Origin of the sequence: Bradyrhizobium sp. ISRA464 (assembly GCF_029910095.1) — a bacterium.
GTDB lineage: Bacteria > Pseudomonadota > Alphaproteobacteria > Rhizobiales > Xanthobacteraceae > Bradyrhizobium.
Genome location: NZ_CP094526.1, coordinates 7,065,443 through 7,081,298 on the forward strand (window position 1 = coordinate 7,065,443; position 15,856 = coordinate 7,081,298).

Genomic DNA, 15,856 nt, shown 5'->3' on the forward strand with positions numbered 1-15,856 from the left:
GAAAACACTCCGGCTTTCCCTGCGCGATGGTTTACGGCTTATACGTGCTCTCCCCGGCGAGACTGGGCTTTGTTGTCACCGTCATCAGTGCGAGGTCTTGCCCCTTACTGATGAGACACCTGCCACTGGGGCGTCAGGTCTGCACGATTTCGCCGTCCGCCCCATGCGCACTCGTCAGTTGCACGTGAGGCGTCCACCGCATCTCGACCCAACACTCGTGACGATCGCGAAGCGCCCCTCAAGCGGGTGAGACGGGCTATTCATACACTGAGTTGCGATTCTGAAAAACAGAAATATTTTGCGCGAGAGGTCTTGACAGGTCTTTGACCGAGTTGCCTCGTCGGGCAAAACAGTTCCGGCAGATCACACGATTTTGCGCGCCTCCGGCGCCGGAACCGGCGCGTCGTCTTCAGAGTTAGGGTCGCGGCGGGGGCAGCTGCATGTCAACGCGACGGCCTCAGTAATGAAGAATTTTCCCGATGCTGCATTTTCTCCTGAAGTGATCGAGCTGATGTCCCGGGCGCTGGAATCCTCGGTCGCGACGCTACCCGATCCCGTCAGCACCTCGCAGATCACCCTGATCGCGGAATCGATCCTGCGCACCGCGCATGACGGCGAACGCGAAGTCGACGCGCTGCAACGGATTGCATTGCTGGAGCTTGCGCTGACGTCAGGCAGCTAGAGCAGTTGTCGGCGCAGATCTGCATATTCGCGCCGCACCACCGGATCGAACAAATGGATTGCGCGCAGGCACAGCGGCTGCAGGGGTGCGCGTAACGGGAACTCGAAAAATGCCGGATGGCCCAACCCGACCACCCCTTTCTGGTCCGGACGCCCGCGTTGCGACGTATCGCCAATGCCTGCGCGACTGCGCAGGTGGATGGACCAACCCGCGGAAATAGACAGGCGTCGTCCCCGGGGCAGGACGTTCGTGCAAGCCGATTAGAACATCTCGATTCACATGGGCTAATGCGTGCTCGTTTGGGTTGGGCACGATCGGTCCGTGTCTGCACCACCTTCGATCCGGGCAAGACCGATGGTCCCAGTTTAGGGCCTCCTTGAGGAGTTAACCTGAAAGGCTGGGGCCATTCCGTGTGCGCACCCGCCCGGCCGATATCGGCGCCGAACCACGGGTGTGCTGTCTTGCGGGGCCATTTGCGCTCGGCGCGCGCACAGCGACTTACTGCTATCGTGGAGGTTCGCCTAACATGTAGTATGATGCCTTGATCACCTGCATGGGTTGGGAGGGTGAGAAAAGATGTCTAGTTACCTGGACTTGCAGACCCGCAACATGGAGCCGAAGGAAATCACACGCATCCTCTCGGCTTACGAGCGCGCGCTGCATACGCTCTGCGTCAGGGACGGCGACGACCCGCTCACGGAGATCATCGCGAAGACGATCATCAAGGTCGCGGAAACCGGTATCGAAGACCCCGCAGAGATTTCGGCACGGGCGATCAGCGAGCTGGAAATGCGATAGCAATCATTTCCTCGACTTCGATCTCAGTGCGGCAATCAGGCGCTCTCGGACATTCGCTGCAAGTGATCCAGCCCAGCGACAAGGCAGTTGCGCGCGGCATCTCGTGAAACGTGCGTCCGCGATCGTGCCGCCTGCTCTTCTGACGCGCGCCGCCCCATGTTGCCCGTTTTTACCCATTGCAAACATTGTGATCTGCTGCCTTGGCGGAGAGTGATAAAATTACATGATTGGGGCGGAATGATCGGACGATGGTGACGCTTCCGAGGAGGTTTCCATGTACAGGCAGATCTTGGGATTGACGACATCTGCTCTCATACTGGCCTACGGCACTGCCGGTGTCTCGGCACAGGATCAGATGCCGCGCCAATCGGATCACCAACAAATGCAATCGCATCCCACGGGTCAGGACGGCGGGGGCATGATGGGGCATGGAGGCATGATGGGTGAGGCCATGATGGGACATATGATGGGTCGCGGCATGATGGGGCCGCCCTTCATGATGCGCATGATGTTTGCCTTGATGGACGCCGACGGCGACGGGACCATCTCGTTGCAGGAGTTTCAGGCAGCTCACGAACGAATATTCAGGGCAATGGACACCAATAAAGACGGCAAGCTTACGCTGGAGGAGATGCAAGCGTTCATCCACGGGACGAGGTGATCGGCTTCCCGCGGCAGCCTGAGGTGCAATCAGAACAGCTGCCTCGCCTTTCGAAGGCAAACTGCCCCGCGTTTCGGATGCAATCTTGAGATAGATCAATCTGTCGGTCCGCGTGCCGCGACCCGGATGTCCGCAATTGACCCCCAAAGCAGACCTCACGGTCACCTTTGGCTTAAGTCCGCCTTTTGACCGTAGTCGGGTGTCGCCTTGCGGTTCTCTCACTAACATATGTTAGGAACTAACCTCGGTGCGACCCGCTTGTCGCGACATGGAACGCAAACGCGCCCATGAGGTTCATCTGGTTCGCGTTACAACTGATGACGGCGAACGGCAGATTTGGCTTGCGGCAACGTCGCGGGAAGACGCCGTAGACCGAGTGCTCGACGCCATACCGGAAGGGTGGGCGGCAAGTTTGATCGAGCGTCAGTTTAGCGCCGAAGACGCGGCTGCCTTGAACCTGATGTCCGGAGAGGTCCGCAAGGCATCGGGAGACTAATCATGGTCGATGAGCGGCCTGATGTCCGGAACTTCGCGCCTTGCCAACAAGGCCAATCTGCCCCAGTGTCCTGGGCCTCCGATCAAGAACAAGCGAAAGAAAACTCATGAAGCATCGCCCGCTCGGCCGCTCCGGCCTCACCGTTCCTCCCCTGTGCTTCGGCTGCAATGTCTTCGGCTGGACGGTGGACGAGACTTCATCCTTTCGATTGCTCGACACGGTGCTCGAACACGGGCTGACGTTTCTGGATACGGCAGACGTCTATTCGCGCTGGGTGCCGGGCCATAGCGGCGGCGAGTCCGAGACGATCATCGGCAAATGGATGAAGGCGCGCGGCAACCGCGATCGCGTCATCCTCGCCACCAAGGTCGGCATGGACATGGGCAACGGCAATGTCGGGCTGAAGCCGGACTATATCGCGCGCGCCGTCGAGGACTCGCTGCGACGGCTGCAGACCGATACCATCGACCTGTACCAATCCCACAAGGATGATGAGGCGACCCCGCAGGAAGAGACGCTCGCGGCCTACGACAAGCTGATCAAGGCCGGCAAGGTCCGGGCGATCGGAGCATCGAACTTCTCCGCGGAGCGGCTGAAGAGCGCGCTTGAGATTTCCAGGGCGAACGGGCTGCCCCGCTACGAAACCATGCAGCCCGAATACAGCCTGGTGGAGCGGTCGAGCTACGAAGGCGCGCTGCAACGTGTCTGCGAGGACAACGAGGTCGGCGTGATCACGTTCTTCTCTCTCGCCGCGGGATTTCTGACCGGCAAGTATCGCTCGGAGAGCGACTTTGCCAAGAGCCCGCGTGGGGCGCGCAGCATTCCAAAATACATGAATCCGGGCGGCAAGCGCATCTTGGCCTGCCTCGACGAGATCTCCGCTGAAACCCGCGCCGAGCCTGCCGCGATCGCGCTCGCCTGGCTGATGGCCAAGCCGTCCGTCACCGCGCCGATTGCCAGTGCGACCAAGCCCGAGCACGTCGCGACGCTTGTCGCGGCAACCAGGCTCGAGCTGACGAAAAATCAGATCGAACGCCTGGACGCAGCGAGCGCGTAGAACGAACCGGCGCTCGCGCGCCAAGGCTGAATGAGTTGTGATTGAAGCGGCTCGCCGCGGTTTCGGTTCACCTCTCCCCGCCGGGGAGAGGTCGGATTGCGCTCGGCGATGCGAAGCATCGTCCGGTGCAATCCGGGTGAGGGCCTGCGCTCTCGATAGACCGTAACCCCTCACCCGATTTGCTGCGCAAATCGACCTCTCCCAAGGGAGAGGTGAACCTAGCCCCACGGACCACGAGGAGTGGACGAGCCGCCCCACGGACCGCGCGGCGGATAGCCCGTCGGCGCGGAGCGCGGCGCGACCTGCGCGCCGAGCTCGGCGGCGAGCTGCTGCAGCGCCGCAATGCGGTTCGCGGTCGAGGGATGGGTGGCAAACAGATTGTCGACGCCGTGGCCCGACAGCGGGTTGATGATGAACATGTGCGCGGTCGCGGGATTGCGCTCGGCCTCCATGTTCGGCACCTGATCAGCGGCGTTCTCGATCTTGGTGAGTGCGGACGCCAGCCACATCGGCTGTCCGACGATGCGCGCGCCATAATTGTCTGCGGCGTATTCACGAGTGCGGCTGATCGCCATCTGCACCAGCATGGCGCCGAGCGGCGCCAGGATCATCATCGCGATCGAGCCGATGATGCCCGGGCCGTTGTTGCTGCTGCGGTTGCCGAAGAACATGCCGAATTGCGCCAGCATCGAGATCGCGCCGGCGATCGTCGCGGTGATCGTCATCGTCAGCGTGTCGTGATGCTTGATATGCGCGAGCTCGTGCGCGATCACGCCGGCGAGCTCCTCGCGGCTGAGCTGGCGGATCAGGCCGGTCGTGACGGCGACCGCCGCATTCTCCGGGTTGCGGCCGGTCGCGAACGCGTTGGGCTGCGCCTCGTCCATCAGGAACACGCGCGGCATCGGCAAGCTTGCGCGCCGGGCGAGCTCGGCGACGAGATCGGTGAGCTCCGGCGCGGACTGCCGGTCGACCTGATGGGCGCCGTACATCGACAGCACCATGCGGTCGGAATTCCAGTAGGTGAACAGATTGGTCGCAGCCGCGACCAGAAGCGCGATGATAGCGCCGGCACCGCCGCCGATCAGATAGCCGACGCCCATGAACAAAGCGGTGAGGCCGGCAAGCAGGAGCGCGGTGCGGACATGGTTCATCGTGGTCCCCTGAAGGCAGCGGGAATGCTGCCACAACTGACGCCATTCAGGTAGGGATTCGGCGGCTCGCGCCGCAAGCGGAACCGCTGCGTCGCGGCGACGCGGGCAAGCTTAACAATCGGTCATCCGTCCCGTCCTGGGACCGCCGGGCCGCTATCCGTCCACCACGCCGGCAGCCGTCTCACGTACGGCCTTCGGCTCGGTTTCGCGCAACGCGACGCGCAGCATCCGTGCGAGCTCGGCGCGGCTGTAGGGCTTTGCCAGGAACAGGATGCCCTCGTCGAGCCTGCCGTCCTGGTCAAGGGTATTCTCGGTGTAACCCGACGTGAACAACACACGCAAACCGGGCCGCCGCTTCTGCGCCTCGGTCGCGAGGTCGCGCCCGTTCATCGCACCGGGCATGATGACGTCGGTGAACAGCAGATCGACCGGCGCGCCGCTGTCCAGCACGGCCAGCGCCTCGGGGCAATTGTTGGCCGACAGCGGCGTGTAACCGAGGCTTTCGATCTGCGTGAGCACGTAGGAGCGCACCAGCTTGTCGTCGTCGACGACGAGCACGATCTCCTGCGCGCCGCGCAGATCCGGCTGCCGCTTGTCGGCCAAGGCCGGCTGCGACGTTGCGGCGGCGCGCGGCAGATAGAGCACGACGCGCGTGCCGCGGCCGACCGTGCTGTCGAGGGTGATGTGGCCGTTGGACTGCTTGACGAAGCCGTAGACCATGCTCAAGCCGAGCCCGGTGCCCTTGCCGACATCCTTGGTGGTGAAGAACGGCTCAAAGACCTTCGGCAGATCGGCTTCCGCGATGCCGTGGCCGGTGTCGGTCAGCGCGATCGCGACATAGTCGCCGGCGGCGAGCCCGTCATGGCCATGCACGTCGGCCGGCTTGAGCTCGGCGGCGCGGGTCTCGATCAGGAGCGTGCCGCCCTTGGGCATCGCGTCGCGTGAGTTCAGCGCCAGATTGATGATCGCGGTGACGAGCTGGTTGGAATCGACCAGCGCGCGCGGCAGGTCGGGCGCGGCGCGCAGATCGATGTCGACACGATCGCCGATGGTCGGCCGCAACAGCTCGATCGTGTCGGCGATCAGCGCATTGACGTCGACGTCGGTCGGCTGCAACGGCTGCCGCCGCGCGAACGCTAGCAGATGCCGCGTCAGCGACGCACCGCGCTCGGCGGCGTCGCGGATCAGGCCGGTGATCTCGGCGAGCTGCCGGTTGTGCGTCACCGCCTCGGCGAGGATGTCGATCGTGCCGGTGATCACGGTGAGGATGTTGTTGAAGTCGTGCGCGATGCCGCCGGTGAGCTGGCCGACCGCCTCCATCTTCTGCGCCTGGCGGATCTTGTTCTCGTTGGCCTCGGCCTCGCGGAAGCGCTGCAGCAGCACCTCCGAGCGCTGGCGCTGCCGTCCCTCCTCCGCGAGCGCGATATGCGCCTCGCGCAACTGCGCTGCGGTCGGGATCGCCAGCACCCTCGGGATCAGCGGCCACAGCAGCACCGCGGTGAAGATCGAGGCGATGGCGGTGAGCGCCTTGATCAGGCCCTCGAGACCGTAGACCGGGACCCACAGCGTGTAGATCGCGAACACGTGCGTCAGTCCGCAGGCGAGGATGAAGGTGGCGAACGGCCAGGCCATCCAGCCGAACTGGAAATCGCGGCGCTTGTAAACGACGATCGCGAGCGCAAACGGAATCGAGAAATACGACGCCGCAATGATCGCGTCGGAAATGACATGAAGCCAGATCAGCTCCGGCTCCCACAGCAGGCAGATGCCATGAGGCGAAAGCGTCGACGAGTCCAAGAGACGCTCGAGAAAACTCCACATGGGTCCCTCCGGGCGTGACGGATCCGCCGACCCCTGCCCGCGAATCACCTGCCGATCATAGCGGCGGCGGATGGCCGCGCCGACGCCCAAATAGTCTACCCCGTTGTTGCGCCGCGTCGAGCTGGTGTATGCAGGACGAGCCTTTTCGCCTCCCCCAGCCCGGTGACATCGATGCCAGCATGCTCCCCCCGCGTCCCGATGACGATCGCTGCGATGACGGCTGCGCTGGCCCTTTCATCCGTCGCGTCGGCGCAACAGCCGTTTCCGCCACCCGTAAAACCCCTGCCTGCGAAGCCGCGGCCGGCCGTGGCCTCGCCGCGGGCCGCGTCATGCCACAACGGGCAGAGCTTCGACCGCTTTCTCGCCGAGCTGAAGCAAAGGGCCGTCGCGGCCGGCGTTTCGCAGCAGACCATCGCGGAGGCCTCGCCCTACCTCGTCTACGACCAGGGCATCGTCAATCGCGACCGCGGCCAGCGCGTGTTCGGCCAGCTATTCACCCAGTTCGCCGGCCGCATGGCCGCGACCTATCGCATGCAGCAGGGCCAGCAGTACATCAGGACCTACGCTGCAGCCTTTGCGCGCGCCGAGAAGGAGTATGGTGTGCCGCCCGCGGTGATCGCCGCGTTCTGGGGACTGGAGAGCGATTTCGGCGCCCAAATGGGCAATCTGCCGACGCTGAAATCGCTGGTGTCGCTCGCCTATGATTGCCGCCGCTCCGAGATGTTCCAGGGCGAAACCATCGCGGCGCTGAAGATCATCGATCGCGGCGACCTCACCCCCGACGAGATGATCGGCTCCTGGGCCGGCGAGCTCGGCCAGACGCAATTCCTGCCGACGCATTACGTCAACTACGCCGTCGATTACGACGGCGACGGCCATCGCAATCTGCTCAGTAGCGGACCCGACGTGATCGGCTCGACTGCGAACTACATCGCCAACGGATTGAAGTGGCGGCGCGGCGAACCGTGGCTGCAGGAGGTGCGCGTGCCGCAGGCGGCGAACTTCGCAAGTTTCCCTTGGGACCAGGCCGACCTGACCATCAAGCTGCCGCGCGCGAAATGGGCTTCGCTCGGCGTCACCATGAGCGATGGCAAGCCGCTGCCGAACGACGACATGCCGGCGTCGCTGCTGCTGCCGATGGGCCGGATGGGGCCGGCGTTTCTCGCCTACGCGAATTTCGCCGCCTACACCGAGTGGAATAACTCGCTGATCTATTCGACCACCGCCGGCTATCTCGCCAGCCGCATCGCAGGCAGCCCGCCGATGCAGCGCCCCCACGGGCCGGTCGCGCAACTGCCGTTCCACGAGATCAAGGAGCTGCAAGGGCTTCTGGTGCGCGCCGGCTTCGATGTCGGCAAGGTCGACGGCGTGCTGGGACAGGCGAGCCGCAGCGCGGTGAAGGCGATGCAGCTCAAATACGGCCTGCCAGCGGATTCCTGGCCGACCGCCGACCTCTTGGCGCGGATGCGCGGGACGCGCACGCCGTCGCCCACGGAAGCCGCGTTCCCGGGGATGCGGTAAGACCTCGTCGGGCCCTCACGAGGTAGCGCACGCTGCACCTGCCCCGTCGTCCTGAGGAGCGCGCCCTCGCGCGCGTCTCGAAGGATCGACGGCCACCGGCCGGGCCGTTCATCCTTCGAGACGCCGCTGCGCGGGGATGACGGGATTGGGAAGGCGACCTGGAATATTTGACCAACTATTACAGCCCTTCGCAGTTGTATTCTTCCACCTGCCGCCCCATGTGCAGCATCGCCGTTCGGCACATCCGATTTCCGCAGCGAGAGAGCATCACATGTCCTTTTATGACGCCGTCGTCCCCGCTTACCTGCAAATGCTCAACAGCCTCACCGGCGTGCTCACCAAGGCGGAGGCGCATTGCGAGGCCAGGAAGATCCAGCCCGAGGTGCTCTTGGGATCGCGGCTCTATCCCGACATGCTGCCGCTCGCGAAGCAGGTGCAGCTGGTCTGCGATTTCGCCTCCAAGGGCTGCGCGCGGCTGACGCACAGCGAGGTGCCCTCGACGCCCGACACCGAAAAGACCTTCGGCGAATTGAAGCAGCGGCTGGCCAAGACCGTCGACTATGTGAAGTCGTTCAAGCCGGCGCAGTTCGAAGGCTGTGATGCGAAGGAGGTCACCTTCCCGGCCGGCCCCGACCGCAGCATCACGCTGACGGGTCAGCAATTCGCCAGCGCGTTCTCCTTCCCGAACTTCTATTTCCACGCCGCGACCGCCTACGGCATCCTGCGCCACAACGGTGTCGAGATCGGCAAGCGCGATTTCCTCGGCGTGAGCTGACTTGCGCCCCCTCATGGTGAGGAGCGCGTCTTCGCGCGTCTCGAACCATGAGGCCCCGCTCGGGCCGCATCCTTCGAGACGCCGCTTTGCGGCTACTCCAGCGACAATGGCGAAGCCATTGCGCAGGGATGAGGATCGCAGGTTGAGGCGCCGCATATTCCCCGACGCGGGATTTTCGCCTCACGCACTCAGCCGTGCTAGTGCTTCCCGACAACAACAAGACGTCAGGGAGCACGCCATGTCCGCCACCACCCACGCGCCGAAATCCATCGATCCCTCCGCTTCGCTGCACGCGGAGTCACTCGGGCAGGCGAAGAGCCACGGCCGCCTCGCCGGCCGCCGCATCATCGTGGTCGGCGCGGGACAGCGCAACACCGTCGATGAGGAACCGCCGATCGGCAACGGCCGCGCGATGAGCGTGCTGTTCGCGCGCGAGGGCGCGTCTGTCGCGTGCCTCGACATCAACAAGGAAGCCGCCGACGACACCGTCGCGCAGATCACACGCGAAGGCGGCAAGGCGTTCACCGACGTGGTCGACGTCTCCGACGTTGCGCAGATCGCGCCTGCGGTCGAGCGCTGCACCGAGAGGCTCGGCGGGCTCGACGGGCTGGCGCTGAATGTCGGCATCTCCTGCGGCTTGTCGCTGCCCAACATGACGGCAGAGGCGTGGGACCGCGACTATGCCGTCAACGTTCGCAGCCACATGCTGTTCGCGCAGAAGGCGCTGGAGGTGATGGCGCCCGGCGGCGCGATCATCCTGATCTCCTCGATGGCGAGCCAGCGCGCGGGCGGCCGCAATCCGGCCTATGAATCCTCCAAGGCCGCGCAGATCGCGCTGGGCCGGGCGATCGCGCGCGCGGGCGAGGACAGGGGCATTCGCTGCAATGTGATCGCGCCCGGCTTCATGGACACGCCGATGGGCCGCGACGCCAGCCGAAGGCGGGCGGATCGGGCATTGACAGTGCCTTTCGGCCGCCAGGGCACTGGATGGGAGGTCGCCTATACCGCGTTGTTCCTGATTTCGAACGAATCTTCCTACGTGAACGCGCACACGCTGTTCCTTGACGCAGGTCATATGGGCGGGATCGTGCGTGGCTAACCTGCAGCATACGAATGGCGCGGCCATTGCGCTTGTCGCCGCAATGCACAACTGTCCGCTATCCGTCATTTCCTGGAATACTTCCCGATGAGCCAATCGACCAAACTCTTCGAGCCCTTCAAGCTTGGCCCGCTGACGCTGCCGAACCGCCTGGTGATGGCGCCGCTGACGCGCAACCGCGCGGTGCCGCCCGGCATGGTGCCGAGCCCGCTCGCCGTGGACTATTACGCCCAGCGCGCCTCCGCCGGCCTCCTGATATCGGAGGCGAGCCAGGTCTCGCAGCAGGGCCAGGGCTACCAGGACACGCCCGGCATCTATTCGAAGGAGCAGGTCGAAGCCTGGAAGAAGGTCACCGACCGCGTGCATGAGCGCAGCGGCCGCATCTTTATCCAGATCTGGCATGTCGGCCGTATCTCTCATGTCGCGCTGCAGCCGAACGGCGGCGCGCCAGTGGCCCCCAGCGCGATCAAGGCCAAGACCAAGACCTTCGTCAACGGCACCTTCGCCGATGTCTCCGAACCGCGCGCGCTGGAGTTGTCTGAAATTCCCGGGATCGTCGACGACTTCAAGCGCGGCACCGCGAACGCGTTGGCCGCCGGCTTCGACGGCGTCGAGATCCACGGCGCCAACGGCTATCTGCTCGACCAGTTCGCCAAGGACGGTACCAACAAGCGCACCGATGCTTACGGCGGATCGATCGAGAACCGCGCGAAGCTGATGCTCGAGGTCTCGAAGGCTGTCGCGGCGGAAGCCGGCGCCGACCGCACCGGCATCCGCATCTCGCCGGTGACGCCGTCCAACGACGTCTCGGACTCCAACCCGCAGCCGCTGTTCGACTACATCGTCGACCACCTCAATGCGCTGAAGCTGGCTTACATCCACGTCATCGAGGGCGCGACCGGTGGGCCTCGCGACATCGCGCCGTTCGACTACGGCTCGCTGCGCAAGCGCTTCAAGCAGGCCTACATCGCCAACAACGGCTACGACCTCGCGCTGGCGACCAAGGTGCTGGATGCCGGCGCCGCCGACCTGATCGCCTTCGGCAAGCCGTTCATCTCCAACCCCGATTTAGTCGAGCGATTGAAGAAGGGCGCGCCCCTCAACGATTGGGACAAGGCCACCTTCTACGGCGGCGGCGCCAAGGGCTACACGGACTACCCAACGCTAAAAGCGACCGAAGCGGCGGAATAATCCCGGGCGTCCGAAACATCATGCGATCCGGGGCGCACCCGCGTCCTGGATTTTTTTATGCGTCGATGGCCGGTTGAGAGACTTAGCCAGCCACGCCGCCGCGCGGTGAGCGCTGGCCATGACCTCCGGCGCCGCGTAGCATGAACCGTATGGATGAGGCCTCAATACGATCGCGCAAGGGATGAGCAGGGATAACGCCGAGGATATCGTTCGCCGCGCGACCGCTGCCTTCAACGCCGGCCGGCATGACGAAGCGATCGGGCTCTGCGAACGCGGTCTCGCGCGCGAGCCCGGCGAGCCGATGCTCAGCCATCTGCTGGCCGCGGTGCGGTTCGCCAAAGGCGAGATCGCGCCGGCACGCACGCACATCGAGACGAGCCTGGCGCGGCGCCCCAACAACGTCGCGGCCCGGCTGCTCGCCGCCCGCATCGCGCGCGCCGGCGGCGAATTCGATGCGGCGCTGACGCATCTCGACCGCGCGATCGCACTCAAGCCGCAGCGCGATGTCTTTGTCGAGAAGGCGCGCACGCTCGAGCTGGCCGGCCGGAAAACGCAAGCGCGCGAGGCCTGGGAGGCGATCCTCACGGTCATCCCGCAGCATCAGGAAGCAACCGCAAGGCTCGGCCGGTTGGCGTGGGAGGATGGCGACCTCGCGCACGCCGTGAACCTGCTCGAGCTCGCCACCGCGAGCGACGCGCCGGCCTCGGTGTGGTTCGATCTCGGCGTGGCGCGGCAGGACCTGCGCGATCATGATGGAGCCGCGCGCGCCTACAGCAAGGCGCTCGAGCTCAAGCCCGATTACGCCGAGGCTGCGCTCAATCTGGGAATCGCGCTGCAGGACGGCGGCGCCCCCGATGCAGCGATCGGCGCGTTCGCGCGCGCCTACGGCCTGCGTCCGCAACTGTTCGGATCGATCGCGATGGCGCTGACCTCGGCCTCGCATGGCCGCCTGTGGCTCGACGAGGACGCGCTGCGCAAGGCGCTGGAGCATGATGAAATTGGATTAAGCTGAAATGGTGTCAGGAGTCACCTCTCCCTTTGGGAGAGGTCGATTTGCGCAGCAAATCGGGTGAGGGGTTACGGTCTATCGAGAGCGCAAAGCCCCTCACCCGGATTGCACGGACGATGCTCCGCATCGCCGAGCGCAATCCGACCTCTCCCCGACGGGGAGAGGTGAACCGCGGCGTGTCGATTCGACCAAGACTGATCGCGCGTTAGGTGGTTAGGCGCCCGCGCCTGGCGCGGAAATGCTTGCGATAGACATTGGGCGCGGCCAGCACGTCGGAGACGACCTTGGAGTAGGCCTGCTGGTGCGCCGCGTCGAACGGCTCGAACACCAGCTCGGGCGCCTCGCGCGGCACCGCAAAGCATTGCGCGACCGGCGTGCCCTTCGGCAGCACGCCGGCAAAATCCGGCTGCGTCCAGACCGCCGGGAAATTGATGCCGCCATCGTGAAACCGGTCGGCATCGACCAGCCCGGAGATCAGGCGGAACGGCAAATCGTCGCGATTGACCGGATGGGTCGCAAACAGCGACCAGCCCGGCTGGACCTCGATGGTCCAGAAGCTGTTGAACTTGAGCGCGGGCTGGCCTTTTGCGAACGGCGCACCGGCGAACTGCGCCACAGGATGGAAGCTGAGCGGCGCGCGCGGATGGCCCTCGGTCGCGGGCTCCGGAATGTCCCAGTCCCAGGCGAATGCCCCGCGCTCGACCCTGACGTCGCAGGGCAGCGGAATCATCATCCCATAGGCCATTGCATCGACGAAGGGCGGGCATTGCTTGACCGTGCGGATCTCGCGGCCGTGGATCTCGGAATGTGCCTTCGCCGGCATCGCACGCAGCCAGTCGGGCAACGCGCTGCGCGCCGGAAACGGCCGCACCAAATGATCGGCGAGCCTCGGATCGCAACGGAACGTCATGCGCATGGCGAACTCCTGAATCCTGATGCGATTAGGTAAATAGTGGCTGCGAGGAAGGTGTGCTCCCTCTCCCGCTTGCGGGGGAGGGGCGGGGTGGGGGTATCTCCACAGTCGACGTCCTTCGTGGGGAAAGAACCCCCACCCGGATCGCATCTCACGATGCGATCCGACCTCCCCCGCAAGCGGGAGAGGTGCAGCGAGTCTGCGTCGCCGGACCGATTCACCCCAACGTCATCCCGTTCTCAGCTGGCAGCCAACCGTGAAGTCCGCTCCCCTACCGTCGATACGGCAATCTCGCGCGCAAAGCAAAAGGCCGGGATCGCTCCCGGCCTCGTTGTCGCGTGGTGGCCGGGACGCGCCCGGCCCCGGTGTTGCGGCTTAGTTCGCCGAGGCGCGCTTCGGCGGCGAAGCCGGCCACGACTTGATCAGCGTGTCGTAGTCGACGGTCTCGCCCTTCGGCTTCTCGTTGGCGAGCTTGCGCTGCGGCGCGATGTTGCCATCCTTCTCCGACTTGGCGAACCAGTACTCCCTGGACTCCTTCTTGTTGAGCTTCGGACCGCAGGCGCCCTGCACGCCCGACTTCTCCAGACGCTCCATCACCGAGTCCTGAGCGGCTGCGAGCGCGTCCATCGCCTGCTGCGGCGTCTTCGCACCGGACGACGCATCGCCGATGTTCTGCCACCAGAGCTGTGCGAGCTTCGGATAGTCAGGCACGTTGTTGCCGGTCGGGGTCCACTGCACGCGCGCGGGCGAGCGGTAGAACTCGATCAGGCCGCCGAGCTTCGGCGCACGTTCGGTGAACGACTTGTCCCAGATGTCGGATTCACGAATGAAGGTGAGACCCACATGGCTCTTCTTCAAGCTGACCGTCTTGGAGACGATGAACTGCAGATAGAGCCAGGCCGCCTTGCGGCGATCGACCGGGGTCGACTTCAGAAGCGTGGCCGAGCCGACGTCCTGGTAGCCGAGCTTCATGCCGTCCTTCCAGTACGCGCCGTGCGGCGACGGGGCCATACGCCACTTCGGCGTACCGTCCGCGTTCATCACCGCCAGGCCCGGCTTCACCATGTCGGCGGTGAAGGCGGTGTACCAGAAGATCTGCTGCGCGATGTTGCCCTGCGAGGGCACCGGGCCCGACTCGGAGAAGGTCATGCCCTGCGCCTGCGGCGGAGCATACTTCTTCATCCAGTCGAGATACTTGACGATCGAATAGACCGCCGCCGGGCCGTTGACGTCGCCGCCGCGCTCGACCGACGAGCCGACCGGACGGCAGCCTTCCATGCGGATGCCCCATTCGTCGACCGGCAGGCCGTTCGGGAGCCCCTTGTCGCCGTTGCCGGCCATCGACAGCCAGGCGTCGGTGAAGCGCCAGCCGAGCGACGGGTCCTTCTTGCCATAGTCCATATGGCCGTAGACCTTGACGCCGTTGATCTCCTTGACGTCGTTGGTGAAGAAGTCGGCGATATCCTCATAGGCCGACCAGTTCACGGGCACGCCGAGCTCGTAGCCGTACTTGGCCTTAAATTTGGCCTTGTATTCCGGATTGCTGAACCAGTCATAGCGGAACCAGTAAAGGTTCGCGAACTGCTGGTCTGGCAGCTGGTAGAGGTGGCCGTTCGGCGCCGTCGTGAACGACTTGCCGATGAAGTCGTTGACGTCGAGCATCGGATCGGTGACGTCCTTGCCGTCCTTCGCCATCCAGTCCGTCAGGTCGACCGCCTGGCCGTAGCGGAAGTGGGTACCGATGAAGTCGGAGTCGTTGATCCAGCCGTCATAGACGTTCTTGCCGGACTGCATCTGGGTCTGGATCTTCTCGACGACGTCGCCTTCCTGGATGATGTCGTGCTTGACCTTGATGCCGGTGATCTCCTCGAACGCCTTAGCAAGCTTCTCGGATTCATATTGGTGCACGGTTAGGGTTTCGGAGACAACGTGGATCTCCATGCCCTTGAAGGGTGCAGCGGCCTTGATGAACCACTCCATCTCCTTCATCTGGTCTTCCTTCGAGAGGGTCGACGGCTGGAATTCGCTGTCGATCCACTTCTTCGCGGCGGCCTCGTCCGCGCGCGCCGGCGCGGCGATAGCCACCGATGCCGCGACCAGCGCGAGCGCGCTCGTCATGGCCAGAAGACTACCCTTGGTCCTTCTCACGTGTCGCATGTTGATTCCTCCGGTTGCAGCGACAAACTAAGTACCCCAGGCCCGGGTAGACCCCGGATCTGCTCTTTTTCGCCTGCATCAGACGGTGCGAAAGATCACCACCGCCGAAAGAAGCGAAATCAGTGTAGCGAGCCACAGGCTCGTAATATCCACGCCCTCCCCGATCGGGAGCGTCGCAATCGGGTCGATGCCGACGAGGCCGATCCACACGAGGTGGATCACCGCGGCGAGCACCATTGAAATGAACAAACGATCGCCGCGCGTGGTTGGAATGCGCAGCACCCCGACGCGCTCGGCTTCGGGATAGGCAATAGCAAGCCAGGTCATCACCCCCAGCGTGCAGGCAAGCAGCACGAAGAAGATCGCGGTGGGCCACGTCCATGCCATCCATGCGATGCTGTCCATGCCTCACCTCCCTTCACACGACGCGTTGTGCTCCCTCTCCCATGGGGAGAGGGCTGGGGTGAGGGGGTACGGTCTCTCGGACGAACAAGACCCCTCACCCGGATTTGCCGCTCCGCGCCA

Annotated in this window: 14 protein-coding genes; 9 read left to right on the forward strand and 5 right to left on the reverse strand. The window is 64.4% G+C overall.

Annotated elements, in window-relative coordinates:
* Positions 1-373: 373 nt before the first annotated feature.
* The 4 genes from MTX19_RS32770 to MTX19_RS32785 all read left to right on the forward strand — a co-directional run bounded on the left by MTX19_RS32770 (position 374) and on the right by MTX19_RS32785 (position 3,694).
* Complete coding sequence (locus MTX19_RS32770) at positions 374-682, forward strand: hypothetical protein (protein WP_348638237.1); 309 nt, start codon at positions 374-376, stop codon at positions 680-682.
* A gap of 576 nt (positions 683-1,258) precedes the next feature.
* Positions 1,259-1,480: a hypothetical protein gene (locus MTX19_RS32775; RefSeq protein WP_280980916.1), complete on the forward strand. Its 222-nt coding sequence runs from the start codon at positions 1,259-1,261 to the stop codon at positions 1,478-1,480.
* Between the two features lie 274 nt (positions 1,481-1,754).
* Positions 1,755-2,141: an EF-hand domain-containing protein gene (locus MTX19_RS32780; protein WP_280980917.1), complete on the forward strand. Its 387-nt coding sequence runs from the start codon at positions 1,755-1,757 to the stop codon at positions 2,139-2,141.
* Positions 2,142-2,743: 602 nt separating this feature from the next.
* On the forward strand, positions 2,744-3,694 hold the full coding sequence (locus MTX19_RS32785) for an aldo/keto reductase (protein WP_280980918.1): 951 nt from the start codon (positions 2,744-2,746) through the stop codon (positions 3,692-3,694).
* A gap of 218 nt (positions 3,695-3,912) precedes the next feature.
* Here MTX19_RS32785 and htpX read toward each other — a convergent pair whose 3' ends face one another.
* Together htpX and MTX19_RS32795 are read right to left on the reverse strand one after the other, a co-directional pair.
* Positions 3,913-4,845, reverse strand: coding sequence for a zinc metalloprotease HtpX (gene htpX / locus MTX19_RS32790; RefSeq protein WP_280980919.1), 933 nt, complete (start codon positions 4,843-4,845; stop codon positions 3,913-3,915).
* A 153-nt stretch (positions 4,846-4,998) separates the two neighbouring features.
* Positions 4,999-6,666, reverse strand: coding sequence for an ATP-binding protein (locus tag MTX19_RS32795; RefSeq protein ID WP_280980920.1), 1,668 nt, complete (start codon positions 6,664-6,666; stop codon positions 4,999-5,001).
* A 213-nt stretch (positions 6,667-6,879) separates the two neighbouring features.
* Here MTX19_RS32795 and MTX19_RS32800 point away from each other — a divergent pair, with 213 nt between their 5' ends.
* The 5 genes from MTX19_RS32800 to MTX19_RS32820 all read left to right on the forward strand — a co-directional run bounded on the left by MTX19_RS32800 (position 6,880) and on the right by MTX19_RS32820 (position 12,264).
* Positions 6,880-8,187, forward strand: coding sequence for a lytic murein transglycosylase (locus MTX19_RS32800; RefSeq protein WP_280985656.1), 1,308 nt, complete (start codon positions 6,880-6,882; stop codon positions 8,185-8,187).
* A gap of 271 nt (positions 8,188-8,458) precedes the next feature.
* Positions 8,459-8,962: a DUF1993 domain-containing protein gene (locus MTX19_RS32805; RefSeq protein ID WP_280980922.1), complete on the forward strand. Its 504-nt coding sequence runs from the start codon at positions 8,459-8,461 to the stop codon at positions 8,960-8,962.
* A 238-nt stretch (positions 8,963-9,200) separates the two neighbouring features.
* The gene (locus MTX19_RS32810) at positions 9,201-10,061 is read left to right on the forward strand and encodes an SDR family oxidoreductase (protein ID WP_280980923.1); all 861 of its coding nucleotides are present in this window, start codon (positions 9,201-9,203) and stop codon (positions 10,059-10,061) included.
* Between the two features lie 87 nt (positions 10,062-10,148).
* Positions 10,149-11,252 (forward strand): alkene reductase, encoded by a 1,104-nt coding sequence (locus MTX19_RS32815; RefSeq protein ID WP_280980924.1) that lies wholly within the window; start codon positions 10,149-10,151, stop codon positions 11,250-11,252.
* 181 nt (positions 11,253-11,433) lie between these two features.
* Positions 11,434-12,264 (forward strand): tetratricopeptide repeat protein, encoded by an 831-nt coding sequence (locus MTX19_RS32820; protein ID WP_280985657.1) that lies wholly within the window; start codon positions 11,434-11,436, stop codon positions 12,262-12,264.
* Positions 12,265-12,466: 202 nt separating this feature from the next.
* Here MTX19_RS32820 and MTX19_RS32825 read toward each other — a convergent pair whose 3' ends face one another.
* The 3 genes from MTX19_RS32825 to MTX19_RS32835 all read right to left on the reverse strand — a co-directional run bounded on the left by MTX19_RS32825 (position 12,467) and on the right by MTX19_RS32835 (position 15,736).
* Positions 12,467-13,177, reverse strand: a complete 711-nt coding sequence (locus tag MTX19_RS32825; protein WP_280980926.1) for a hypothetical protein — start codon at positions 13,175-13,177, stop codon at positions 12,467-12,469.
* Between the two features lie 372 nt (positions 13,178-13,549).
* A complete protein-coding gene (locus MTX19_RS32830; RefSeq protein WP_280984951.1) occupies positions 13,550-15,292 on the reverse strand; it encodes an ABC transporter substrate-binding protein in 1,743 nt (580 codons plus the stop codon).
* A gap of 117 nt (positions 15,293-15,409) precedes the next feature.
* Positions 15,410-15,736, reverse strand: a complete 327-nt coding sequence (locus MTX19_RS32835) for a DUF2160 domain-containing protein (protein WP_280980927.1) — start codon at positions 15,734-15,736, stop codon at positions 15,410-15,412.
* Positions 15,737-15,856: the final 120 nt, after the last annotated feature.

Bases quoted from the DNA above. Each gene is read 5' to 3' on its own strand.
- MTX19_RS32815 (WP_280980924.1), top strand. From the start codon at position 10,149: ATGAGCCAATCGACCAAACTCTTCGAGCCCTTCAAGCTTGGCCCGCTG.
- MTX19_RS32825 (WP_280980926.1), bottom strand. From the start codon at position 13,177: ATGCGCATGACGTTCCGTTGCGATCCGAGGCTCGCCGATCATTTGGTG.
- MTX19_RS32780 (WP_280980917.1), top strand. From the start codon at position 1,755: ATGTACAGGCAGATCTTGGGATTGACGACATCTGCTCTCATACTGGCC.
- MTX19_RS32835 (WP_280980927.1), bottom strand. From the start codon at position 15,736: ATGGACAGCATCGCATGGATGGCATGGACGTGGCCCACCGCGATCTTC.
- MTX19_RS32830 (WP_280984951.1), bottom strand. From the start codon at position 15,292: ATGACGAGCGCGCTCGCGCTGGTCGCGGCATCGGTGGCTATCGCCGCG.
- MTX19_RS32805 (WP_280980922.1), top strand. From the start codon at position 8,459: ATGTCCTTTTATGACGCCGTCGTCCCCGCTTACCTGCAAATGCTCAAC.
- MTX19_RS32785 (WP_280980918.1), top strand. From the start codon at position 2,744: ATGAAGCATCGCCCGCTCGGCCGCTCCGGCCTCACCGTTCCTCCCCTG.
- MTX19_RS32800 (WP_280985656.1), top strand. From the start codon at position 6,880: ATGACGGCTGCGCTGGCCCTTTCATCCGTCGCGTCGGCGCAACAGCCG.
- MTX19_RS32795 (WP_280980920.1), bottom strand. From the start codon at position 6,666: ATGTGGAGTTTTCTCGAGCGTCTCTTGGACTCGTCGACGCTTTCGCCT.
- MTX19_RS32820 (WP_280985657.1), top strand. From the start codon at position 11,434: ATGAGCAGGGATAACGCCGAGGATATCGTTCGCCGCGCGACCGCTGCC.
- htpX (WP_280980919.1), bottom strand. From the start codon at position 4,845: ATGAACCATGTCCGCACCGCGCTCCTGCTTGCCGGCCTCACCGCTTTG.
- MTX19_RS32810 (WP_280980923.1), top strand. From the start codon at position 9,201: ATGTCCGCCACCACCCACGCGCCGAAATCCATCGATCCCTCCGCTTCG.
- MTX19_RS32775 (WP_280980916.1), top strand. From the start codon at position 1,259: ATGTCTAGTTACCTGGACTTGCAGACCCGCAACATGGAGCCGAAGGAA.